The organism is Serpentinimonas raichei (assembly GCF_000828895.1).
Lineage (GTDB): Bacteria > Pseudomonadota > Gammaproteobacteria > Burkholderiales > Burkholderiaceae_C > Serpentinimonas > Serpentinimonas raichei.
Window position 1 is genome coordinate 1,709,740 of record NZ_AP014568.1, and the last position, 13,390, is coordinate 1,723,129.

Annotated in this window: 13 protein-coding genes and 1 pseudogene; 3 read left to right on the forward strand and 11 right to left on the reverse strand. The window is 67.5% G+C overall.

The window, feature by feature from the left end; all coding sequences use genetic code 11:
* Positions 1–21: 21 nt before the first annotated feature.
* Positions 22–564, reverse strand: a complete 543-nt coding sequence (gene ppa, locus SRAA_RS07960) for an inorganic diphosphatase (protein ID WP_045531953.1) — start codon at positions 562–564, stop codon at positions 22–24.
* A gap of 157 nt (positions 565–721) precedes the next feature.
* On the opposite strand from ppa, the gene moaA reads away from it, so the two are divergent.
* The gene (moaA, locus tag SRAA_RS07965; RefSeq protein ID WP_045531955.1) at positions 722–1,879 is read left to right on the forward strand and encodes a GTP 3',8-cyclase MoaA; all 1,158 of its coding nucleotides are present in this window, start codon (positions 722–724) and stop codon (positions 1,877–1,879) included.
* Positions 1,880–1,974: 95 nt separating this feature from the next.
* Here the strand turns inward: moaA and SRAA_RS07970 are convergent.
* Both SRAA_RS07970 and SRAA_RS07975 read right to left on the reverse strand, forming a co-directional pair.
* Positions 1,975–2,391: pseudogene (locus tag SRAA_RS07970) on the reverse strand (PIN domain-containing protein); the annotation flags it as partial.
* Positions 2,388–2,645, reverse strand: coding sequence for a FitA-like ribbon-helix-helix domain-containing protein (locus tag SRAA_RS07975; protein WP_045531957.1), 258 nt, complete (start codon positions 2,643–2,645; stop codon positions 2,388–2,390). The gene SRAA_RS07975 and the pseudogene SRAA_RS07970, both read right to left, overlap by 4 nt.
* Before the next feature lie 178 nt (positions 2,646–2,823).
* On the opposite strand from SRAA_RS07975, the gene SRAA_RS07980 reads away from it, so the two are divergent.
* Entirely contained in the window at positions 2,824–3,975 is a 1,152-nt protein-coding gene (locus tag SRAA_RS07980) for an iron-containing alcohol dehydrogenase (protein WP_045531959.1), read from the forward strand.
* Between the two features lie 9 nt (positions 3,976–3,984).
* Here the strand turns inward: SRAA_RS07980 and SRAA_RS07985 are convergent, their stop codons facing one another.
* From SRAA_RS07985 to SRAA_RS08015, 7 genes are all read right to left on the reverse strand, one after another.
* Entirely contained in the window at positions 3,985–5,055 is a 1,071-nt protein-coding gene (locus SRAA_RS07985) for a patatin-like phospholipase family protein (RefSeq protein WP_045533554.1), read from the reverse strand.
* 8 nt (positions 5,056–5,063) lie between these two features.
* Positions 5,064–5,876, reverse strand: a complete 813-nt coding sequence (locus SRAA_RS07990) for an HDOD domain-containing protein (protein WP_045531961.1) — start codon at positions 5,874–5,876, stop codon at positions 5,064–5,066.
* Positions 5,877–5,883: 7 nt separating this feature from the next.
* A complete protein-coding gene (locus SRAA_RS07995; protein ID WP_045531962.1) occupies positions 5,884–6,711 on the reverse strand; it encodes an HDOD domain-containing protein in 828 nt (275 codons plus the stop codon).
* 80 nt (positions 6,712–6,791) lie between these two features.
* Entirely contained in the window at positions 6,792–7,697 is a 906-nt protein-coding gene (locus tag SRAA_RS08000; protein WP_045531964.1) for an SDR family oxidoreductase, read from the reverse strand.
* A 19-nt stretch (positions 7,698–7,716) separates the two neighbouring features.
* A complete protein-coding gene (locus SRAA_RS08005; protein ID WP_045531966.1) occupies positions 7,717–8,733 on the reverse strand; it encodes an NADP-dependent oxidoreductase in 1,017 nt (338 codons plus the stop codon).
* 74 nt (positions 8,734–8,807) lie between these two features.
* Entirely contained in the window at positions 8,808–9,599 is a 792-nt protein-coding gene (locus SRAA_RS08010) for an SDR family oxidoreductase (RefSeq protein ID WP_045531968.1), read from the reverse strand.
* A gap of 48 nt (positions 9,600–9,647) precedes the next feature.
* Positions 9,648–10,973, reverse strand: coding sequence for a hemolysin family protein (locus SRAA_RS08015; protein WP_045531970.1), 1,326 nt, complete (start codon positions 10,971–10,973; stop codon positions 9,648–9,650).
* A gap of 11 nt (positions 10,974–10,984) precedes the next feature.
* On the opposite strand from SRAA_RS08015, the gene SRAA_RS08020 reads away from it, so the two are divergent.
* Positions 10,985–11,824: a symmetrical bis(5'-nucleosyl)-tetraphosphatase gene (locus SRAA_RS08020; protein ID WP_045531973.1), complete on the forward strand. Its 840-nt coding sequence runs from the start codon at positions 10,985–10,987 to the stop codon at positions 11,822–11,824.
* A gap of 12 nt (positions 11,825–11,836) precedes the next feature.
* On the opposite strand, the gene SRAA_RS08025 is transcribed toward SRAA_RS08020, so the two are convergent.
* Positions 11,837–13,318: a DEAD/DEAH box helicase gene (locus SRAA_RS08025; RefSeq protein WP_045531975.1), complete on the reverse strand. Its 1,482-nt coding sequence runs from the start codon at positions 13,316–13,318 to the stop codon at positions 11,837–11,839.
* Between the last annotated feature and the right edge of the window lie 72 nt (positions 13,319–13,390).

The following is a 13,390-nucleotide window of genomic DNA, read 5'->3' on the forward strand; positions in this document are numbered from 1 at the left end:
GCGTTCGTGTTCGCCTGCGCCTCAACCCTGCTGTTGCTCTTTCTCGTAGGCCGCGATGCCGTCGCGGATTTCTTGGTGCGCCGCCTCCAGCCCTTCCCAGCCCTGTACCTTGACCCACTTGCCGGGGTCGAGGTCTTTGTAGTGCTCGAAAAAGTGCTCGATCGCCTTCAGGCTGATCGGGTTCAGGTCCGACAGGCTCTGCCACTGCGAGTACAGCGGCAGGATTTTTTCGGTCGGCACCGCCAGCACCTTGCCATCCACGCCGCCTTCGTCCTCCATTTTCAGGATGCCCAGCGCGCGGCACGGCACCACCACCCCGGGCGGCAGCGGCACCGGCGTGATCACCAGCACGTCCACCGGGTCGCCATCGCCCGAAATGGTCTTGGGCACGTAGCCGTAGTTGGTCGGGTAGTGCATCGCCGTGTTCATGAAGCGATCGACGAAGATGCAGCCCGAGGCCTTGTCCACCTCGTACTTGATCGGGTCGCCGTTCATCGAGATTTCGATGATGACATTGAAGATGGCGGGCGCTTTGTTGCCAGGGGTGACGTGGTCGAGTGACATGGGTGAAACGGCCTGTGATGAAGAAAGGAATGGGGAAAGCAAACAAAACGGCCGCGCGACACACGGCCAGCCGACAGCGCCTGCTGCCACGCAACATTGGAGCCGATTTTACCGTCGCCAAACTGACTCGCTGCCACTTGGTATAAGCTAGCGACTTATGTCCGAGCGCATCATCCCCTTGGTCAACGCCTACCACCCCGGCCTGTTGGTGCCGGCGTGGTCAGTGGGCGCGCCCGCTGTGGCACCCAGCGGCGAGCTGCTCGATGCGCTTGGGCGGCCGCTGCGCGATTTGCGCATCAGCGTCACCGACCGCTGCAACTTTCGCTGCAGCTACTGCATGCCGCGCGAGGTATTTGACAACCAGCACCGTTTTTTGCCGCATGCCGATTTGCTCAGCTTCGAGGAAATCACGCGGCTGGCGCGGATTTTTGTGGCGCACGGGGTGCGCAAGCTGCGCCTGACCGGCGGCGAGCCGCTGCTGCGCAAAAACATCGAATCCCTGATCGAGCAACTGGCGCAACTGCGCACGCCCGACGGCCAGCCGCTCGACCTCACCCTCACCACCAACGCCAGCCTGCTGCAGCGCAAGGCGCGCAGCCTCAAAGCCGCCGGGCTGAAACGCATCACCATCAGCCTCGACGCGCTCGACGACGCGGTGTTCAAGCGCATGAACGACGCCGATTTCCCGGTCGCCGACGTGCTGGCCGGCATCGACGCCGCCGAGGCCGCCGGGCTGGGGCCGATCAAGATCAACACCGTGGTCAAGCGCGGCAGCAACGAGCACCAGATCGTGCCGCTGGTGCGCCACTTTCGCGGCCGCCCCGTGGCGCTGCGCTTCATCGAGTACATGGACGTGGGCTGCAGCAACGGCTGGCGCATGGACGAGGTGCTGCCCAGCGCGGCGGCGCGCCAGTTGATCGAAGCCGAATTGCCGCTGCTGCCCCTGCCCGCCAGCGCCACCGGCGAAACCGCCGAGCGCTGGGGCCATGCCGGGCCCGATGGGCGCCACGACCCGGCGCTGGGCGAGGTGGGCTTCATCAGCAGCGTCACCCAAGCCTTCTGCCGCGACTGCAACCGCGCCCGCCTCTCGACCGAGGGCAAGGTGTATTTGTGCCTGTTCGCCACCCAGGGCTACGATTTGCGCGCCCTGCTGCGCGGCGGGGTCAGCGAGGCCGATCTGGCCGCGGCAATCGCCGCCATCTGGCAGCCCCGGAGCGAGCGCTACTCGGAGCTGCGCGCCAGCTTGGCGGCGCAGGCCCGATCGGCCGATGCCAAGTCCGGCCAGCGCATCGAGATGAGCTATATCGGCGGCTAAACCGCCACAGAGCCTCCCACAGAGCCACCCACAGGCCCGCCACTACCGCGCGGCACGCCGGGCTGCGGTGCATCGGTCGGGCTGGGGTTCTGCGCCGCCTGCCACGGGTTGACGACGCTCAGGCCGGCGGCCTCAAACGGGCTGGTGTCGCGTGTGGCCACCATGAAGCCGTGAGCGGCGGCCGTGCCAGCAATGTATCCATCGGTCATACCTATGGCCTTGCCTGCGGCTCGCGCCCGCGCCATCAAGTCGGCATAGGCCAGCGCGGCGTGCAAGTCAAAAGCCAGCACACGCCCGGCAAAGGCCGCCAGCACCTCTTGCTGCAAGCGATCCAGATAGACCGCGCGCCGTTTGCCGGCCGGCATCGACATCAGGCCAAAACGCAGTTCGGCCACGGTAACGGCGCTCAGGTAGAGGGTTTCGATGGCTTGGGCGTCGAGCCAAGCCTGCACCTGCGCATCGGGTGCGGGCTTCCACAATTCGGAAATCACGTTGGTGTCGATGAGGATCATTCGAAGCTCATGGGTTGGGCCGGGGTCTGGTCGCGCAGTTGGCTGAAATGCTGCGCCTCGGCCGCGCTCAAGGGCCCCGCCTCGCGGGCGATGGAGGCCAACAAAGAACCCAGTTTGATGCGCTCTGTCGGTCGGGCAACCGCCTCCAGAATCGCGCGAATTTCGGCCTCGGTGCTGCGGCCATGCTGGGCCGCGCGTACGCGCAGCGCACGGTGCACCTCGTTGGGCAGGTTGCGAATGGTGACGACGGCCATGACGGCATCTCCTGTTTTTGCAGTCAATGGCAGCACTTTACACTAAATGAATTTATTCGTCTGGGCGATGCGCCAGCGCCGGGTTGCGGCACGCTGGTCCTCTGTCACCTCGGCATCTGACGGCAGCAGCATTGCGCCTTATAGTTGACGGGCCAGCACGCCCCACGGAGACCGCCCCATGGCCCAGATTTTTTACCTGACCCAAATCCAGATCGAGCTCGGTGCCCTGCGCCTGTTGGCCAGCGAGTGCGAGCGCGTCGGCATCGAGCGGCCCTTGATCGTCACCGACGCCGGGGTGCGCGCCGCCGGGCTGCTGCAGCGCGCCGTGGCGGCGCTGGGCCTAGGGGGCGCCGCCCTGCCCCATGCGGTGTTCGACGCCACCCCCAGCAACCCGACCGAGGCCGCCGTGCGCGCCGCCGCGGCGGTCTATAGCCAAGCGCGCTGCGACGGCCTGATCGCGCTCGGCGGCGGCAGCGCCATCGACTGCGCCAAGGGCGTGGCGATTGCCGTGGCGCACCCGGGGCCGCTCAAAACCTACGCCACCATCGAAGGCGGCTCGGCCAAAATCAGCGCCCAGGTGCCGCCCTTGATCGCTGTGCCCACCACCGCCGGCACCGGCAGCGAGGTGGCGCGCGGAGCGATTTTGATCGTCGATGACGGGCGCAAGCTCGGCTTTCACAGTTGGCATTTGCTGCCCAAGGCGGCCATCCTCGACCCCGAGCTCACGCTCGGGCTGCCGCCGCTGCTCACCGCCGCCACCGGCATGGACGCGATCGCGCACTGCATGGAAACCTTCATGGCCAGCGCCTTCAACCCACCGGCCGACGGCATTGCGCTCGACGGACTGGAGCGCGGTTGGGCGCACATCGAACGCGCCACCCGCGATGGGCAAGACCGCCAGGCGCGGTTGCAGATGATGAGCGCCAGCATGCAGGGCGCAATGGCGTTTCAGAAAGGGCTGGGCTGCGTGCACTCGCTCAGCCACAGCCTGGGCGGCGTGCTGCCACGGCTGCACCACGGCACCCTGAACGCGGTGTTTTTGCCCGCCGTGCTGGCCTTCAACGCCAGCGCCGCAGCGGTGCAGCAAGAGCGCCGCCTGGAGCGCATGGCGCAGGCCATGGGCTTGGGCACCGACGCGCAAGCCCTAGGCCCGGCCATCCGCGCCCTGAACCAGCGCCTGGGCTTGCCCAGTGGGCTGGTGGCCATGGGCGTGGGGCGCGAGCTGTTTGAGCGCGTGATCGAAGGCGCCTTGGCCGACCACTGCCACAAAAGCAACCCGCGCCTGGCCAGCGCCGACGACTACCGCGCCTTGCTCGAAGCCTCGATGTAACGCTGGTTGCTACAACAGCCGCACCTGCGACGGGTCGGGCTGCTGCAACCAGGCGTCGAATTCATCCGCCAACTGCTGGCTGGCCGAGGCCGCCCAGCTCCAGGCCTGCACCCGCGCCCCCAGATCGCTGCCGTAGCGCTCGAAATCGCTGCGATCGGGCAGCTTGCCGTGCGGCAGCGTGCGCAGCCAGTCCGGGTTGGGGGCCAGCACCAGCGTGTGGTCCAGAAACGCGGTGCTGCGATGGCGCCACTTGAGCGCCTTGTCGAGCCAGCCCGGCACCAGGTGGCGCTGAAAGTGCGGGTACAGCACCAGCCCACTCTCGCGCCGCCAATTCAGGTGCAAGTGGTAGTCGGTGATGCCGCCGTCCCAGTAGGCACCCTTGGGTGCGCCGGGAATGTCTGGCACCGCCTGCATGGCAAACGGCACCGAGCAACTGGCTTGCAGCGCTGGCAGCAGGTTGCGCTCGTCGAGCCAGGCTTGGCGCGTGCGCAGATCGGCGCTGCCAAAGGGCAAGGCCGCGCCCGGAGTGGAAAACACCACCCGCTCCAGCCACGCCCCCAGCGCTGGGCGGTGCAGCGCGTTGCTCAGCCAAGCCCCAAGGTAGCCCGCCGGGGTGAGCCAGCGCTGCTCGCGCCGCAGCAGGTGGCGGCCACGCGAGGTGAGCACATGCAGCCGATAGCGCGGGTGCGCCAGCACCTGCGGCAAGCGGCCAGCGTAGAAAGCCTGCAAGTTGTGCGCGAAGCGCTCACTCACGTGCGCCGCCGTGGGCCGTTTGCGCCCCGGCTCCAGCTCGAACTGCTGCCGGATGTAGCCGTGCTCGAAGCGCTCAAAGGCCTGGGCGCAATCGTCAAAACAGGCCGTGGCCATGCGCCAGGCCCCAACCGAAGCCCCCACCAGGTCGATGGTCTGCGTGCTCTGCGCCAGCCAATGGCCAAAGATGAATCGATCCAGCGGCCCCAGAATCAGCCCCTTGGGGCCACCGGCGGCCCCGGCCACAATGCCCACATCCTGCGCCTGCAAGCCCTGGGTTTGCAAATGGCGCAGCGCCGCCGGGCCGGCGTAGAGGCGCAGCGCCTGCAGCTTGGCCATCAAACCCCCGGCAATTGATCCAGCCCGGCCACATTGGGCGCGACCAGCAGGTCCGGGTCCAGCCCCAGCGCCTCGCCCACGTCGTCCGGGTAGTGGTCGATCAGCTCGTTGGGGTGGTTGCCCGCCAGCAGCAGGCGCGCGCGCCAGCTCGCCAGGTGCACCACCGCCGCCAGCGGCTCCTGTTCGGCCGCCGCCAGCGGCTCGGTGTGCTGCTCGATGGCCGTCACCAGCAGGCGCGGCAGGCGCCAGTGCTGGGCCAGCGCGGTGCCGGCTTCGGCGTAGCTGTAGCCCAGCGCCAGCCGCTCGGCGGCGGCGCGATCGAGCGCAAACACGCCCACGCGCTGGTTCAGGCTGGCCATGGTTTCGGGCAGCCCCATGTGCAGCACCAACTCGCCCACGCCGTGCAGCAGGGCCGCGGTGAAAGCCAGGTTGGCGTCGAGCCGGCGCGGGGTGCAGATCAAGCGGGCCACGGTGGCGGCGGCGAAGCTGAAGTGCCAAAATTTGTCGAGGTTGATGCCGCTCACGGCGTGAAAGCTGGCATTCAGGGCAGCGGCGATGACCAGCGCGCGCACCTTGTTGAGCCCCAGCACCGTGATCGCCTCGCGCGCCGTGCCGACCGGGCGCAGCAGGGCAAAAAAGGAGGAATTGGCCTGCCGCAGCAGGCGCGCCGTGAGCACCGGGTCGTGCTCGATGTCGCGTGCCAAGGCATCGAAATCGACCTCGTCGAGTTCGAAGGTCTGGATCAGCTTGGCCGCCAGCTCGGGCACCACCGGCAGGCTCTGGGGTTGGCGCAACAGCTCATCGAGGCGCATCGCAAACTCAACCCAGAAAGGCCGACAACTCGCCCGCCGAGGTCCAATCGCTCGGGTCTTTGTCGAGCACCATGTCAAGGTCCAGCCCGAGCAAAAGCGCCACCACCTCGGGGAAGGTGGCGGCCATGCCTGCCCGGTCGAGGTTGATTTCTTGGGCCCGTGCGCGCCACGCCGCCATGTGCACGATACCCGCCAGCGGTTCGTAAATATCGCCCTCGAAGGGCAGCAACTGGTGCTGCAGCGCACGCACGATCAGCTCGGGAAAATCCCACTTGGCGGCAAAGGCCGCACTTACGTCGGCGTAGGTGTAGCCCAGCACGGCGCGCTCGGCCTCGGCGCGCTTCATGTCAAAGGGTGAAACGCTCCAGTCGATGCGGCCGATTTCTTCGGGCAGGCCGATGTGCAGCACCAAGTCGCCCACCGCGTGCACCAGCCCCGCAGTGAAGGCAGCGCCCTCGTTTAGTCGCATGCTGCGCGCCAGCGTGCGGCAAATCTTGGCGCTGTTGAGGCTGTAGCGCCAGAACTGCTCGAGGTTGACGCCGGGCACGGCCTTGAAACTGCGCCCCAGCGCCACCGCCTGCACCGTGGTGCGCAACTGGTTGAAGCCCAAGATGTTGACGGCGTCTTGCACACTCAGAATTTCGCGCGACAGGCCAAAAAAAGCCGAATTGGCCAACTTGAGCAGCCGCGCGGTGAGGGCCGGGTCGGTGGCTATGGCTTCGCTGATGCGGCGCGCATCGGGCTCCTCTGTGTTGAGCTCGGCCGACACCTCCGACACCACGCGCGGAATGCTGGGCAGTGCCTTGGCTTGGGCCAAGAGTTCTTCGAGTTGCATGGGGGCGCTGGTAAGGGGAAACGTTGACCGGGCAGTATAGTGGAGCGCAAAGCCGGGGCCGCAAGGCGCTGGGGCCAAACTCAGCCCAGCCGCAAGGCCGCACGCAGCTGTTCACCCACCTGCGGCCGCTCGGCAAAGGGGTCGGGCGGGTTGTGGCCCTGCACGATCGCCTGCCAGCGCGCCTGCACATTGCCCAGCGCCTGCGGGTGGCTGTAGAGGTAAAAGCCGCCGCTGTCGAGCGCGGCCATCACCTGGGCCGCCACCTCGGCTGCCGACACCTTGCCGCTGCCCACGGCTTTGTCGCTCATGGCTTGCCCGATCAACTGGCTGCGCGTCGGGGCCTCGGCGGCCCATTGGGCGGGACGGTTGCGCTGGCTCTGGCTGATCCCGGTTGGCACGTAGTAGGGGCACAGGACGCTGGCGCGCACCTGCTGCGTCACCAGCGCCAAATCTTGGTACAGCGTCTCGCTCAGGGCCACCACGGCGTGCTTGCTCACGTTGTAAACCCCCATATTGGGCGGCGTGAGCAGGCCCGCCATGCTGGCGGTGTTGACGATATGGCCCCGGTAGGCCGGGTCGGCTGCGGCAGCGGCCAACATCAGCGGCGTGAACACGCGCACCCCGTGGATCACGCCCCAGAGGTTGACGCCCAGCACCCAGTTCCAGTCGGCCACGCTGTTTTCCCACACCAGCCCGCCCGCGCCCACCCCGGCGTTGTTGAACACAAAGTGCGGCGCGCCAAAGTGCTGCTGCACCGCTGCGCCCAATGCGTCCATGGCGGCGGCGTCCGACACATCGAGCACCTGCGCCAGCGTCTGCGCCCCCAACGCGTCGAGTTCAGCCACGGCGCGCTGCAAAGCCTCGGCCTGCACATCCACCAGCACCAGCTTCATGCCCTGCTGCGCCGCCAGCCGCGCCACCTCCAGCCCAAAGCCCGAAGCGGCCCCGGTGATCACAGCCACCCGGCCCTGCCATTGCGTGTTCATTGCTTGGCCCTCGGGTTGCTCAAACCAGCCGCACCAGTTGTTTGCCAAAGTTCTGGCCCTTGAGCAGGCCCAGAAAGGCCGTCGGGGCCGACTCGATGCCCTGCGCGATCGTCTCGCGTGGCCTGAAGCGCCCGCTGCCCACCAGTTGCCCGAGCTCGGCCAGCGCGGGCGGCCAGTCCTGCATCTGTTCGCTGACGATGAAGCCTTGCACGCGCAGGCGGTTGATCAAAATCAAGGCCGGATTGAGCAGCGGCAGCGGCTGCCCTTCGTAGCCCGCGATCATGCCGCAGATGGCGATGCGGGCAAAGGCGTTGCTGCGCAGCAGCACGGCATCCAGCACAGCCCCGCCGACGTTCTCGAAATGCCCGTCTATGCCCTGCGGGCAGGCGGCTTTGAGCGCCTTGGCCAGCGCCAGGTGGTCGGGGTGCAAGCGGTGGTCGATGCAGTCATCGAATCCCAGTTGCTCGCGCACGTAGGCGCATTTGTCCGGGCCGCCTGCAATGCCCACCACGCGGCAGCCACGCGCCTTGGCCAGCACCCCCACCGCGCTGCCCACCGCCCCGCTGGCGGCGCTCACGGTCACGGTCTGGCCCGGCTTGGGGTCGATGATGCGCACCAGCCCGTACCAAGCCGTCACGCCCGGCATACCCACCGCGCCCAGGTAGTGGCTCAGGGGCACGTGGGTGGGATCGACCCGGTGCAGCGCACCCACTGGGTTGGCATCGACCACGCTGTATTGCTGCCAGCCACCCATGCCGACCACCCAGTCGCCTAGGCTGTAGCGCGGATGCCGGCTCTCGATCACCTCGCCTGCGGTGCCGCCTATCATCACCTCGTCGAGCGGCTGCGGCGCGGCATAGCTCTTGCCCTCGTTCATGCGCCCGCGCATGTAGGGGTCCAGGCTCAGGTAGTGGTGGCGCACGCGCACCTGGCCGTCTTGCAAGGGCTCGAAGGGCACGGTTTCGAGCCGGAAGTGCTCCAGGCCGGCTTGGCCTTGCGGGCGGGCGGCGAGCACGATGCGGGTATTGGTGGTCATGGTTTAGCTCCTGGGGTGAGTGGAACGATAGGCGGCCACGCCGGGTGCGCGGCCATTGGTTCAGACCAGGGATTTCAGCCGCCGACGACGGCGCTCACGCCGCCATCCACCGCCAGCCACTGGCCCGTGATGTGCTTGCCGGCGGCCGAGGCCAGCAGCAGCGTCAGGCCCTTGAGGTCTTCGTCGTCGCCCAAGCGGCCCAGCGGCGCGTGCGCGGCCAGCCGCTCCTCGCCCAGCGCCTCCAGCGTGCCGCGCGTCATGCGGCTGGGGAAAAAGCCTGGGCAAATGGCGTTGACCCGTATGCCGTGCGGCCCCCACTCGGCCGCCAGCGCGCGGGTGAAGTTGAGCACCGCCCCCTTGGAGGTGTTGTAGGCGATGGTGTGCATGCCGCGCGGGTTGCCACCCAGGCCAGCAATCGAGGCCAAGTTGATGATGCTGCCGCGGCGGCGCCCGATCATGCAGTGTTTGGCCATGTATTGGCTGAGCAAAAAATAGCCGCGCACGTTGAGGTTCATGACCTTGTCCCAGGCTTCGATGGGGTGCTCCTCGGCCGGTGCGCCCCAGGCGGCCCCGGCGTTGTTGACCAGCACATCGACCGCGCCCAGGCGCTGCAAGGCCTCGGCCCCGAGCCGCTCCAGATCGGCCTGCTTGGCGCAGTCGGCCACGATCCACTGCGCCTCGATCCCTTGGCCCTTGAGCTGCTGCGCCGCGGCTTCGAGCTCATCGCTCTTGCGCGCCACCAGCAGCAGGCGCGCACCGGCCTCGCCCAGCGCCTGCGCCATTTGCAGCCCGAGGCCGCGCGAGCCCCCCGTCACCAGCGCCGTCTGGCCACTGAGGTCGAACAATTGTTGCACCGTGCGTGTCATGGGTTTGTGTCTCCGTGTGGATTGATCGAAGCCACGAACATAACCCAATCAGCCCTCGGGAGCTGACTCCTGCATGACACGTCGCACCAGCACCCCGTCGATGCGGCGCCCGTCGAGCCGTTGCACGGTGAAGCGCCAGCCCGCCACCTGCACCGACTCGCCCACCTCCAGCAGCTCGCCGGCCACGGTCTGCATCAGGCCGCCCACGGTGTTGTAGCGCTCTTTGTCCTCGTCGGGCAATTCGTCGATCTCCAGCCGCACCTTGAGCTCGTGCGCCGGCATGGCCCCATCGACCAGCCACGAGCCGTCTGGCTGCGGCCTGGCCCAGGCGTCGAGCGGCGTCTCGGGCGAGAGCTCGCCGGTGATGGCTTCGAGCAAGTCCAGCGGCGTCAGCACGCCCTGCACCTCGCCGTACTCATCGACCACGAACACCATGCGCGTGGCGCGGGCGCGAAACTGCTCCAGCAGCTCCATGCCGCTCAGGGTTTCGGGGACGAAAATGGGGGCCGCAATCTGGCGCGACCAGTGCTCGGCTTGGGCGGGCTGCTCCTGTGGCCCCTGCGCCCCCCACGCCAGCGCCACCAGCTGCGGCAAGTGGATCACGCCCAGCACCTCTTGCAGCCCGCCGCGGCAGACCGGGTACCACGAGTGCCCGCCCTGTTGCGCCCGCCGCAGCGCGGTGGCTATCGGGTCGGCGGCGTCCAGCCACAGCACGTCCGGGCGCGGCACCATGATTGAAGTCAGCGGCCGGTCGTCGAGCAAAAACACGTTGCGCACCATGCGGTGCTCTTGCGCCTCGATGATGCCCGCGCCCACGCCCTCTTGCAGGCTGGCGTCGATTTCGGCCTCGGTCACTTGCTGCACCGCCTGGTTGTCGATGCGCAGCAGCTTGAGCACCGCTTGCGTGGTGTGGGTGAGCAGCCAGACGAAGGGTTTGGTCGCCTGCGCCACGCCGGCCATGGGGCGCGCCATCCAGCGCGACACCGTCTCGGGGTAGATCTGCCCGATGCGCTTGGGCACCAGTTCGCCAAACACGATGGTGATGAAGGTGATCACCAGCACCACAATGGCCGTGGCGCTCAGGCTGGCGCTGCCATCCGACAAGCCCCAGCCCATCAGCACGGCGGCCAGATCGTCGCTGAAAGCCGCTTCGCCGATGATGCCGTTGAGCATGCCGATCGAGGTGATGCCCACTTGCACCGAGGACAAAAACTGGGTTGGGTTGTCCATCAGACCGAGCGCGGTCTGGGCCCCGCGGTCGCCGCTCTCGGCCATGGCCAGCAACCGCGCCTTGCGGCTGGACGCCAGCGCCAGCTCCGACATGGCAAAGGCGCCGTTGAGCAGCGTGAGGAACAAAATGAATAAGGCGTCCATAATTTCGCTCTATGCCTACCTACCTAATCGGCGACGTGCAGGGCTGCGACGCCGCGCTGCAGCGCCTGCTGCACAAAATCGATTTTTCGCCCAGCCGCGACACGCTCTACCTGCTGGGAGATATGGTCAACCGCGGCCCGGATTCGCTGGCGGTGCTGCGCCGCCTGCGCGCGCTCGAAGGCGCGGCGCAGTGCCTGCTGGGCAACCACGACCTGCACCTGCTGGCGGTCGCGCACGGGGTGCGGCCACCGAGCCGGCACGACACCCTGGGCGCGGTGCTGCAAGCCCACGACCGCTCCGACCTGCTGCTCTGGCTGCGCCAGCGCCCGCTGGCCATGCAGGTACAGGGCTGGCTTCTGGTGCACGCCGGTGTGCTGCCGCAGTGGACGGCGGCACAAACGCTGGCGCTGGCCGACGAGGTGTCGGCCGTGCTGGCCAGCTCGGAGGGCCCGCAGTGGCTGCAGCAGATGTATGGCAACCAGCCCGAGCGCTGGAGCGAAGGCTTGCAAGGGGCCGAGCGCTGGCGCGTGATCGTCAACGCACTCACCCGGCTGCGCTTTTGCACCCCCAAGGGCAGCATGGAATTCGCCAGCAAAGACGGCTCGGGCGCTGCCCCAGCCGGCTACTTGGCGTGGTTCGAGGTGCCGGGCCGCCAAACGGCAGGCACCCCCATCGCCTTCGGTCATTGGTCCACCTTGGGGCTGCAGCAGCGGCCCGATTTGCTCGCACTCGACACCGGCTGCGTTTGGGGCGGCTGCCTGAGCGCGGCCCGGCTGCCCGCCCCCGGTTCGTCGCAAGCGCCAAGCCTCATCGAAGTCGAGTGTGAGCAGGCGCAGCGGCCGGGACGCTGAACACCGGGTGTCTCAGGCGACCGGTTCGGGGTCGGGCTGGCGCTCGCATTCGGCGCCGGCAGCCACCGGGGTAGCCGCCTTGAACAAGGCCGCCACCTTGCGCTTGGTGCGGATGAAGGGCGAGACCGAGCGCGTGCCCGCTCCCGCCTTGGCGGACTGCTGCTCCCACTCGGGCTTGGCCTCGGGGGCCAGCTTGGGCTGATACGGCTGCTCAAAGAAGGGGTCGGCGGCCGGGCGGGCGGCACGCGGCGGCGGGCGCAAAGCACGCGCTTCGGCGCTGCCCCGCGGGTCGTGCCAGAGGCGCTGGCCGTCGTTGATACGACCCGGGTCGCCACCGAAGCGGCGCCGGTCGGATTCGAGCTCCAGTGGCTCCACCTCAACTTTTTTGCCCAGCAGTTTTTCGAGTTCGGCCAGCGACTTGGTATCGCGCCCGCAGACGAATGAAAAGGACAAACCCGAAGCCCCAGCACGGCCGGTGCGGCCGATGCGGTGCACGTAGTCTTCGGCGTTAAAGGGCAGGTCGAAGTTGAACACCGCGGGCACGTCTTTGATGTCGAGCCCACGCGCCGCCACGTCGGTGCAGACCAGCAGTTGCACCTCGCCCTTTTTGAAGGAATCGAGCGCCTTGAGGCGTTCGTCCTGGCTCTTGTCGCCGTGCAAGGCGGTGCTGTTGAGGCCATCGTGCTCCAGCGAGCGCGCCAGCCGCGCACAGCCGAGCTTGCTGTTGACGAACACAAAGGCCTGCCCGATCGTGCGCTCGCGCAGCACCTGCTTGAGCGCTTGGATCTTGTCGTTTTCTTCTACCCGGTAAAAGCGCTGCTCGATGGTGGCGGCGGTGGCGTTGGAGCGCGCCACCTCGATGGTCACCGGGTCTTGCAGGTAGCTCGAAGCCAGACGCTTGATTTCGGTCGAGAAAGTGGCCGAGAACAGCAGCGTGGTGCGTTGCTTGGGCAGGTAGGAGAGGATGCGCTGCAGATCGGGCAAAAAGCCGATGTCGAGCATGCGGTCGGCCTCGTCGAGCACCACGTACTCGACCTGGTTGAGCACGCAGTTTTTGGCTTCGATGTGGTCCAGCAAGCGCCCTGGGGTGGCCACCAGCACCTCGACGCCTCGCTTCAACTCGGCGGTTTGGGGCTTCATGTCCATGCCGCCAAACACCACCGTACTGCGCAGCTCGGTGTATTTGGCGTAGAGCTCGATTTGCTGCGCCACCTGCACCGCCAGCTCGCGCGTGGGCAGCAACACCAGTGCGCGCACCGGGTGCCGCGCTGGCGATGTGGAGGAGCTGGCGTGTTTGAGTAGGCGCTGCAGCAGCGGCAGCGAGAAGGCGGCGGTTTTGCCGGTGCCGGTCTGGGCTGCGCCCATCACGTCGCGGCCTTGCAGCACCACCGGAATCGCCTGCGCCTGGATAGGCGTCATGGAGGAAAAGCCGAGTTCGGCTACAGCACGAGCCAAGGGCTCGGCCAAGGAAAGTTCAGAAAAAGCAGGATTCATCTATAGCGGATTGTCGCACCACATCGTGACAAAGCAAACAAATCGAAGCGGGCGTGTTGTTGCACGCCCACA

Coding starts and splice junctions, on each gene's coding strand:
- ppa (WP_045531953.1), bottom strand. CDS start 564: ATGTCACTCGACCACGTCACCCCTGGCAACAAAGCGCCCGCCATCTTC.
- moaA (WP_045531955.1), top strand. CDS start 722: ATGTCCGAGCGCATCATCCCCTTGGTCAACGCCTACCACCCCGGCCTG.
- SRAA_RS07975 (WP_045531957.1), bottom strand. CDS start 2,645: ATGGCCGTCGTCACCATTCGCAACCTGCCCAACGAGGTGCACCGTGCG.
- SRAA_RS07980 (WP_045531959.1), top strand. CDS start 2,824: ATGGCCCAGATTTTTTACCTGACCCAAATCCAGATCGAGCTCGGTGCC.
- SRAA_RS07990 (WP_045531961.1), bottom strand. CDS start 5,876: ATGCGCCTCGATGAGCTGTTGCGCCAACCCCAGAGCCTGCCGGTGGTG.
- SRAA_RS07995 (WP_045531962.1), bottom strand. CDS start 6,711: ATGCAACTCGAAGAACTCTTGGCCCAAGCCAAGGCACTGCCCAGCATT.
- SRAA_RS08000 (WP_045531964.1), bottom strand. CDS start 7,697: ATGAACACGCAATGGCAGGGCCGGGTGGCTGTGATCACCGGGGCCGCT.
- SRAA_RS08005 (WP_045531966.1), bottom strand. CDS start 8,733: ATGACCACCAATACCCGCATCGTGCTCGCCGCCCGCCCGCAAGGCCAA.
- SRAA_RS08010 (WP_045531968.1), bottom strand. CDS start 9,599: ATGACACGCACGGTGCAACAATTGTTCGACCTCAGTGGCCAGACGGCG.
- SRAA_RS08015 (WP_045531970.1), bottom strand. CDS start 10,973: ATGGACGCCTTATTCATTTTGTTCCTCACGCTGCTCAACGGCGCCTTT.
- SRAA_RS08020 (WP_045531973.1), top strand. CDS start 10,985: ATGCCTACCTACCTAATCGGCGACGTGCAGGGCTGCGACGCCGCGCTG.
- SRAA_RS08025 (WP_045531975.1), bottom strand. CDS start 13,318: ATGAATCCTGCTTTTTCTGAACTTTCCTTGGCCGAGCCCTTGGCTCGT.